A 7,837-nucleotide genomic window follows, 5' to 3' on the forward strand; every position below is an offset into this window, starting at 1 on the left:
GCAAGCAGACGAGCGTTCGTGACCCCGCCGCGGCTGCCGCGGCGCTCGCCGAGGCCAGGGTCTCGCGGTGCTCGGCCCCCGGCTCGCCCACGAAGGCGCGCATGTCGATCAGCCCGGGGGTCAGCACGCGGCCCGCGCAATCGACGCGCTCCGCGTCGGCCGGGGCACCCGGCGCCGCGCCGGCGGCGATGTCGGCGATGCGGCCGTCCCGTACCAGCACCGCGCCGGCGGTCTCGTGGCCGGTTTCGGGATCGAGGAGGTTGGCGTTCGCCAGAAGATAGCTGCTCACAGGGGCGCCCTCGCGGAAGAGGCCGGGCCGTCGAGGCGCATGGCGAGGCCGGCTGCCGCCATGTGCGCCTTCGCCTCGGCGACGCTCGCCTGCCCGAAATGGAAGATGGAGGCCGCCAGCACGGCGCTGGCGCCGCCCTCGGCCACGCCGGCCACGAGGTCGTCGAGGCCGCCGACGCCGCCCGAGGCGATCACCGGCACGGTGACGGCGTCGCTGATCGCCCGCGTCAGCGCGAGGTCGTAGCCGGAGCGGGTGCCGTCCTTGTCCATGGAGGTCACGAGCAGCTCGCCGGCGCCCTTCTCGGCCACCAGCCGCGCGAAGGCCACGGCGTCGATCCCCGTCGGGTCGCGGCCGCCATGGGTGAAGATCTCCCAGGCGGCCGGCGCGCCGGGCGGCGAGACGCGCTTGGCGTCGATCGCGACGACGATGCACTGCGCGCCGAACTTCTCGGCGGCCCGGGCCACGAGGTCGGGATCCTTCACGGCCGCGGTGTTGATCGCGACCTTGTCGGCGCCGGCCAGCAGCAGGGCGCGGACGTCCTCGACGGTGCGCACGCCGCCGCCCACGGTGAGCGGCATGAAGCAGGCCTCGGCGGTGCGGCTGACGATGTCGAGCAGCGTGCCGCGGGCCTCGCGGCTCGCCGTGATGTCGAGGAAGCACAGCTCGTCGGCGCCGGCCGCGTCGTAGACTTTGGCGGCCTCGACGGGATCGCCGGCGTCGCGCAGGCCCTCGAAGCGCACGCCCTTCACGACGCGCCCGTCCTTCACGTCGAGGCAGGGGATGATGCGGGTCTTCAGCACGGGCGCCGTCTCATATCGCAGGCCTCAGACTATCACGCGGCCGGGCCGCGCGCCGCAGCGATCGCCGCCAGGGCCGCCTCCGGATCGATGCGGCCGTCGTAGAGTGCCCGGCCCGTGATCGCGCCGGCGATCAGCGCGCAATCCGGCTGCAGCAGCCGGTGCACGTCGTCGATCGACGCGAGGCCGCCCGAGGCGATCACCGGGATGCGCACGGCCTCTGCGAGTGCCAGGGTCATCTCGACGTTGAGGCCCTTCAGGATGCCATCGCGGGCGATGTCGGTGTAGATGATCGCCGCGACGCCCGCGTCCTCGAACCGGCGCCCCAGCTCCTCCGCAGTCATGCTGGAGGTCTGGGCCCAGCCCTCGACCGCGACGCGGCCGTCCTTGGCGTCGATCCCGACCGCGATCTTGCCCGGATACTTGCGGGCGGCCTCCCGGACGAAGCCGGGATCGCGCACCGCCGCGGTGCCGATGATCGCCCGGGCGACGCCCTTGCTCAGCCAGCCCTCCAGAGTCTTCATCTCGCGGATGCCGCCGCCGAGCTGGACCGGGATCTTCACCCGCGCGAGGATGGCGTCGACGGCCTCCGCGTTCCGCGGCGCGCCCGCGAAGGCGCCGTCGAGATCGACCACGTGGAGCCAGGAGAAGCCCTGCGACTCGAAGATCGCGGCCTGCGCGGCCGGATCGTCGCCGAAGACCTTGGCCTGCGCCATGTCCCCCTGGATGAGGCGGACGCAACGCCCCTCTTTCAGGTCGATCGCCGGGTACAGGATCACGGGCGCTTCTGTCCTTCTTGCCTGGGCCGAACGGCGCTCACGGGCGCCAGTTCAGGAAGTTGGCGATGAGCGCGAGGCCCAGCCGCTGGCTCTTCTCGGGGTGGAACTGCGTGCCGGCGACATTGTCGCGGGCGACGAGGGCGGTGACCGGGCCACCGTACTCGGCGCGCGCCACCACGTCGTCCGGGCGTTCCGCATTGAGCGCGTAGCTGTGCACGAAGTAGGCGTGCAGCCCGTCGTCGCCGGTGGGAATGCCGGCGAGCAGGGGATGGTCGCGCTCGGTCCGCAGGGTGTTCCAGCCCATATGGGGGACCTTCAGGGTCGGATCCGACGGCCGGATCGGACCGACATCGCCGGGAATCCAGCCGAGGCCCGGCGTCGTGGTATATTCCAGCCCGCGGGTCGCCAGGAGCTGCATCCCCACGCAGATCCCGAGGAACGGGCGCCCCGCCTCGTGCGCGACCTGGGTCATCGCCTCGACCATGCCGGGGACGGCATCGAGCCCGCGGCGGCAATCCGCGAAGGCGCCGACACCGGGCAGCACGACGCGGTCGGCCGCGGCCACCACCTCCGGATCCGAGGTCAGGCAGATCCGCGCATCGCGCCCGCTTTCGCGGGCGGCGCGCTCGAAGGCCTTGGCGGCGGAATGGAGGTTGCCCGACCCGTAATCGATGATCGCGACGGTCTCGGTGCTCATGCGCGTCTCGCCCGGACTCTCACCGGGCGCCTTCCTGGGCGGGGAACAGCCCGATCACCGGCTCGGACCGCCGGCTGGGACCGCTCGGGAACGGGGCCCGCGGCGTTGTCGGGCTGGCTTCGAGCCAGCGGTTCAGGGCCCGCGCCTCGGCCTCCTCGGGCGTCGCGGCGATGACCGCGTCACGCGCCGGCCAGCCGCGCCGGGCCAGGGTCCAGCGGCGGAGGCTCGACGCTTCGAGGCCGATCAGCCAAGCGGCCAGCAGGGAGACGATCAGGCCGGCACCGGTCGGCAACCCGAGCACGAAGCCGGCCGCGGCCAATGCCACGAGGCCGACGAGGACGACCAGGGCGGCGATCCAGAGGCGGTGGAACAGGAACCACAGCACCGTGAAGGCGAAGGCCGGCCAGGAAAAGCCGTCCCGCACCAGCACGGCCCGGTCGAGTTCGACCGACTCGCCCGGCCGCGCATCGGCCGGCAGGTGGAGCGTGTAGCTGCGCATCCGCATCGCGAAACTCCGACAGCGTGCGCCGCGACGGCCGCGTGGCCGATCCGGGCGCCCGGCGACAACAGGTCTACAGGGAGCCCTTGGTGGAGGGAACGCGCCCCTCCTCCCGCGGATCGATCGCAACGGCCTTCCGCAAGGCCCGGGCCAGACCCTTGTAGCAGCTCTCCGCGATGTGGTGGGCGTTGTCGCCGTAGAGAGTCTCCACGTGGAGGGTCAGGCCGGCATTCATCGCGAAGGCCTGGAACCACTCGCGCACCAGCTCGGTGTCGAAGGTCCCGATCTTCTCCACGCGGAAGGCGGTGCGGAACACCAGGAAGGGGCGACCCGAGATGTCGAGGCAGACCCGGGTCAGCGCCTCGTCCATCGGCAAGTGGATGTCGGCGTAGCGCGTGACGCCGCGCTTGTCGCCGAGCGCCTTGGCGAAGGCCTGGCCCAGGGCGATGCCGCAATCCTCGGCCGAGTGGTGCTGGTCGATATGCAGGTCGCCCACGACCTTCACGTCCAGGTCGAACAGGGCGTGCCGCGCCAGCAGATCCAGCATGTGGTCGAGGAAGCCGATCCCAGTGGCAATATTGGATCGCCCGGTCCCGTCGAGATGGACGGTGACCGCGATATCGGTTTCCGCGGTCTTCCGGCTGATGGAGGCGCTGCGCATTTCGGTCTGGACTTCGCGTCTGGGGCGGCTGCGGCCGCCCGCGCCTTCTAGAGGGACTCGCCGCCGAATGGAAAGGGCGGCCGGCTACCCGTTGAGGACCCGTCCCGCCACGGCGTCGAGCTTGGCGAGCAATGCCGGATCCCGGACCGCGGGCGCCGTCATGATCGCGCCGTCGAGCGCCCGGTGCGCGCCCGCCGGGCACGGCTCGCGCTCGGCCGGGAAATCGCGGGCGAGACGGGCGACGAGCCGCGCCGCCTTGTCGGCGTTGGCCCGGGCGACCGCGATCACCGAGGCGACGTCCACCGCGTCGTGGCCCGGGTGCCAGCAATCGAAGTCGGTGACCATCGCGATGGTGGCGTAGGTGATCTCCGCTTCGCGGGCGAGCTTGGCCTCGGGCATGTTGGTCATGCCGATCACGTCGAAGCCCTGAGCCTTGTAGGCCCGGGATTCGGCGAGCGACGAGAATTGCGGCCCCTCCATGCAGACATAGGTGCCGCCGCGATGCACCGCGATGTCCTCGGCCTTCGCGGCGACGGCGATCCGCGCCTGCAGCCCCGGACCGACCGGATGGGCGAGGGACACGTGGGCGACGCAGCCGTCGCCGAAGAACGAGGTGGAGCGCCCGTGGGTGCGGTCGACGAACTGGTCGACGAGTACGAAGAGGCCCGGCGGCAGCTCCTCGCGGAACGAGCCGCAGGCCGAGAGGGCGACGAGGTCGGTGACCCCGGCCCGCTTCAGGACGTCGATGTTGGCGCGGTAGTTGATGCCCGACGGCGAGAGCCGGTGTCCCCGCCCGTGCCGGGCCAGGAACACGACCTTGGTCTCGCCGATCCGCCCGATGCGCAGGGCGTCCGAGGGCTCGCCCCAGGGCGACGTCACGCGCTCCTCGCGCACGTCCTCGAGACCCGGCAGGTCGTAGACGCCGGACCCGCCCATCACTCCGAGGACCGCTGCCGTCATGAAGGTATTCCCCTGGTCGCGCAGCGCATAACGGCCGCCTGATCCATCCGCCACCTCATCCTGAGGTGCCGGAGCGAAGCGGAGGCCTCGAAGGAGGGCTCCAGAACACGCATCGATCTCTGGAGCCGTCCTTCGAGGCTGCTGCGCAGCACCTCAGGATGAGGTTGAGGGATGGAGCAACCCGCTTCCGTCCAGCCGATCGTCGCGGTGGCCACGGGTTAACATGGCGATCCAGCCCAAAAAAGATGGGCCCCCTTTCGGGAGCCCATCCGTCTCGTCGATCGCGGCAGCGCGCTTCAGTAGGTCTTGTGCAGCTCCGGCTGGAGGCCGTGCACCTCGCCGCCGACATCGGCCCAGATCTTCTTCTTCACGTAGTAGAGCAGCGCCGACAGGATGATGAGGAACAGGATCACCCGGAAGCCCAGGGCCTTGCGGTCCATCATGTGCGGCTCGGCCGCCCACATCAGGAAGGCCGAGACGTCCTTGCCGTATTGATCGACCGTCTCGGGCACGACCGGCTGGCCCTGATCGTTCTTCGGGTAGGCGACCTGCCCGTCGGTGATCGGCGGCGGCATCGCGATGATGTGGCCGGGATAGTACTTGTTGTAGTGGCCACCCTCCGGCAGGGCGAAGTCCTTCGGGGGCTCCTCGTAACCGTTGAGCAGGGCGTGGATATAGTCGGGGCCCTGCTCCGAGTAGCCGACGAAGGGCAGCCAGTCGGTCAGGAAGTAGAGCGAGCCCCGGGAGAAGGTCCGCGCCTTGGCGATGACCGAGAAGTCCGGCGGGGCCTTGCCGCCGTTGGCCGCCGCTGCCGCCTGATCGTTCGGGAAGGGCGGCGGGAAGGTGTCGGCGGGCCGGCCGGGCCGCTCGAACATCTCGCCGGCATCGTTCGGGCCGTCCTTCACCTGATAGGTCGCCGCGAGGGCCTTCACCTGCCCGGCGGTGAAGTCCGGTCCGCCCTCCTGGGCGAGGTTGCGGAAGGAGACCAGCTTCATCGAGTGGCAGGCGGAGCAGACCTCCTTGTAGACCTGGAAGCCGCGCTGCAGCTGCGCGGTGTCGAAGCGGCCGAACACGCCGGCGAAGCTCCAGTTCACGCGGGCCGGGATCGGCCCGCCATGCCCTTCCTGGGCGGAGACCGGCACGGCGCCGATCAGCAGGGCCGCCAGAGCGGCCGCGGCGGTCGTCGAGAGGACGCGGGTCATCATCATGGTCCTGTCGTCAGCCCGTCAGCCTTTGGTGGTCGGAGCGGCGGCAGCGCCCGCCGGCATGCCGGATCCACTCACCTGCTTGCCCGGCCCGGTCACGCTCTCGAGGATCGAGCCCGGCAGCTTCTTCGGCGTCTCGAACAGGCCGCAGAGCGGCATGACGATCAGGAAGTGCGCGAAGTAGTAAATGGTGCAGACCTGAGCGGCCAGCACGTAGCCCCCCTCCGGCGGCTGCGAGCCGAGCCAGCCGAGCAGCAGGGTCGCGCCGATGAACACCCAGAAGAACTGGCGGTAGAGCGGCCGGTAGTTGCACGAGCGGATCCGCGACGTGTCGAGCCACGGCGCGAAGGCCAGGATGATCACCGCCGAGAACATCAGGATGACGCCGCCGAGCTTGCTCGGGACCGCACGCAGGATCGCGTAGAACGGCAGGAAGTACCATTCGGGCACGATGTGCGCCGGCGTCACCGCCGGGTTCGCCTGGATGTAGTTGTCCGCATGGCCCAGGAAGTTCGGCTGGTAGAACAGGAACCAGGCGAACAGGATCATGAACACGCAGGTGGCGAAGACGTCCTTGATCGTCGCGTAGGGCGTGAACGGCACCGCGTCCTTGCCCGACTTGATCGGGATGCCGGCCGGGTTGTTCTGGCCGGTGACGTGCAGCGCCCACACGTGCAGCACGACCACGCCGGCGATCATCCACGGCAGCAGGTAGTGCAGCGAGAAGAAGCGGTTCACGGTCGGGTTGCCCACCGAGTAGCCGCCCCAGAGCAGGGTCTGGATCGTGTCGCCGACCACCGGGATCGCCGCCAGGATGTTGGTGATGACGGTGGCGCCCCAGAAGCTCATCTGGCCCCAGGGCAGCGTGTAGCCCAGGAAGGCCGTGGCCATCATCAGCAGGTAGATGACGACGCCGAGGATGTAGAGCACCTCGCGCGGGGCCTTGTACGACCCGTAATAGAGCGCGCGGAACATGTGGACGTAGACGGCCACGAAGAACATCGAGGCGCCGTTGGCATGCGCGTAGCGCAGCAGCCATCCGTAGTTCACATCGCGCATAATCTTCTCGACGGAGGTGAAGGCACCCGTCGCCGAAGGCTCATAGTGCATCGCCAGCCAGACGCCGGTGACGATCTGGATGCCCAGGAAGGCGGCGAGGATCGCCCCGAAGGTCCAGAAGTAGTTGAGGTTCCGCGGAACCGGGTAGGCAATGAAGGACGAGTGCACCAGCCCGGCGATGGGCAGGCGCGCTTCGAACCATTTGGCTACGCGGCTCTTGGGGACGTAGGTGCTGGCCGTTCCGCTCATGCTTCCGTCCTCCTCAGGCCGCTTCCTTGCCGCCTTCGCCGATCCGGATCTTGGTGTCCGTCTCGAAGGCGTAGGGCGGGATCGGCAGGTTGATGGGCGCGGGTCCATGGCGCACGCGGCCCACCGCGTCGAATTGCGAGCCGTGGCACGGGCAGGCCCAGCCCTCGAAATTGCCCTGGTGGCCGATCGGCACGCAGCCGAGATGCGTGCAGTTGCCGTAGACCACCAGCCACTGGTCGTGGCCGTTCTTGACCCGCGTCGGGAAGGCGGCCGGGTCGATCATCGCCGAGAGCGGGACCGCCTTCATGTCGCCCACCTCCTTGGCGGTGAGCTTGCGCACGAAGATCAGTTTGCCGCGCCAGAAGACGTTGACGATCTGGCCGTCCTGGATCGGCGTCAGATCGACTTCGATCGGCGCCCCGGCGGCGATCGTGTCCGCATCGGGCGCCATGGAGGAGATCAGCGGCCAAGCCGCGGCCGCGGCCCCGACCGCCAGCCCGGCGCCGGTCGCCAGGAAGAGAAAGTCACGGCGGCTGCCCTCATGACCAGAGGCCGCGGGAGCGGCGGCTGATGTGTTCGCCAAGGTTCGGAACTCCATGCGTCGGCGTCAGGGCCGCAGGTGCCCTCGTCCCGGCTCGATCC

At 70.0% G+C, this 7,837-nt stretch carries 9 protein-coding genes and 1 pseudogene; all 10 read right to left on the minus strand.

Translation table 11 applies throughout. From position 1 onward, the window contains the following. Positions 1 to 289: pseudogene (locus tag I53_RS13245) on the minus strand (dihydroorotase); the annotation flags it as partial. Beyond that, positions 286 to 1,089: an imidazole glycerol phosphate synthase subunit HisF gene (gene hisF, locus I53_RS13250; protein WP_012317478.1), complete on the minus strand. Its 804-nt coding sequence runs from the start codon at positions 1,087 to 1,089 to the stop codon at positions 286 to 288. The pseudogene I53_RS13245 and the gene hisF, both read right to left, overlap by 4 nt. 32 nt (positions 1,090 to 1,121) lie before the next feature. Then, entirely contained in the window at positions 1,122 to 1,865 is a 744-nt protein-coding gene (gene hisA, locus I53_RS13255; protein WP_043351439.1) for a 1-(5-phosphoribosyl)-5-[(5-phosphoribosylamino)methylideneamino]imidazole-4-carboxamide isomerase, read from the minus strand. 37 nt (positions 1,866 to 1,902) lie between these two features. Beyond that, positions 1,903 to 2,562 carry an imidazole glycerol phosphate synthase subunit HisH gene (hisH, locus tag I53_RS13260; RefSeq protein WP_043351441.1) on the minus strand — a complete coding sequence of 220 codons (660 nt, stop codon included), beginning with the start codon at positions 2,560 to 2,562 and terminating at the stop codon, positions 1,903 to 1,905. 19 nt (positions 2,563 to 2,581) lie between these two features. Beyond that, positions 2,582 to 3,067 carry a DUF2628 domain-containing protein gene (locus tag I53_RS13265; RefSeq protein ID WP_078946997.1) on the minus strand — a complete coding sequence of 162 codons (486 nt, stop codon included), beginning with the start codon at positions 3,065 to 3,067 and terminating at the stop codon, positions 2,582 to 2,584. A gap of 67 nt (positions 3,068 to 3,134) precedes the next feature. Beyond that, positions 3,135 to 3,722 (minus strand): imidazoleglycerol-phosphate dehydratase HisB, encoded by a 588-nt coding sequence (gene hisB / locus I53_RS13270; protein WP_043351443.1) that lies wholly within the window; start codon positions 3,720 to 3,722, stop codon positions 3,135 to 3,137. 84 nt (positions 3,723 to 3,806) lie between these two features. After that, the gene (locus tag I53_RS13275; RefSeq protein WP_043351451.1) at positions 3,807 to 4,682 is read right to left on the minus strand and encodes an S-methyl-5'-thioadenosine phosphorylase; all 876 of its coding nucleotides are present in this window, start codon (positions 4,680 to 4,682) and stop codon (positions 3,807 to 3,809) included. A 296-nt stretch (positions 4,683 to 4,978) separates the two neighbouring features. Continuing rightward, entirely contained in the window at positions 4,979 to 5,890 is a 912-nt protein-coding gene (locus I53_RS13280) for a cytochrome c1 (protein WP_043351445.1), read from the minus strand. Positions 5,891 to 5,908: 18 nt separating this feature from the next. Beyond that, on the minus strand, positions 5,909 to 7,195 hold the full coding sequence (locus I53_RS13285; RefSeq protein WP_043351447.1) for a cytochrome b N-terminal domain-containing protein: 1,287 nt from the start codon (positions 7,193 to 7,195) through the stop codon (positions 5,909 to 5,911). Between the two features lie 13 nt (positions 7,196 to 7,208). Then, positions 7,209 to 7,778 (minus strand): ubiquinol-cytochrome c reductase iron-sulfur subunit, encoded by a 570-nt coding sequence (gene petA, locus I53_RS13290; RefSeq protein WP_043351452.1) that lies wholly within the window; start codon positions 7,776 to 7,778, stop codon positions 7,209 to 7,211. Positions 7,779 to 7,837: the final 59 nt, after the last annotated feature.

It is taken from the genome of Methylobacterium sp. B1, from assembly GCF_000333255.1.
Classification (GTDB): Bacteria; Pseudomonadota; Alphaproteobacteria; order Rhizobiales; family Beijerinckiaceae; genus Methylobacterium; species Methylobacterium fujisawaense.

Excerpts from the sequence above, each read along its gene's own strand:
- I53_RS13265 (WP_078946997.1), bottom strand. The coding sequence starts at position 3,067 with ATGCGGATGCGCAGCTACACGCTCCACCTGCCGGCCGATGCGCGGCCG.
- hisB (WP_043351443.1), bottom strand. The coding sequence starts at position 3,722 with ATGCGCAGCGCCTCCATCAGCCGGAAGACCGCGGAAACCGATATCGCG.
- I53_RS13275 (WP_043351451.1), bottom strand. The coding sequence starts at position 4,682 with ATGACGGCAGCGGTCCTCGGAGTGATGGGCGGGTCCGGCGTCTACGAC.
- I53_RS13285 (WP_043351447.1), bottom strand. The coding sequence starts at position 7,195 with ATGAGCGGAACGGCCAGCACCTACGTCCCCAAGAGCCGCGTAGCCAAA.
- I53_RS13280 (WP_043351445.1), bottom strand. The coding sequence starts at position 5,890 with ATGATGATGACCCGCGTCCTCTCGACGACCGCCGCGGCCGCTCTGGCG.
- hisH (WP_043351441.1), bottom strand. The coding sequence starts at position 2,562 with ATGAGCACCGAGACCGTCGCGATCATCGATTACGGGTCGGGCAACCTC.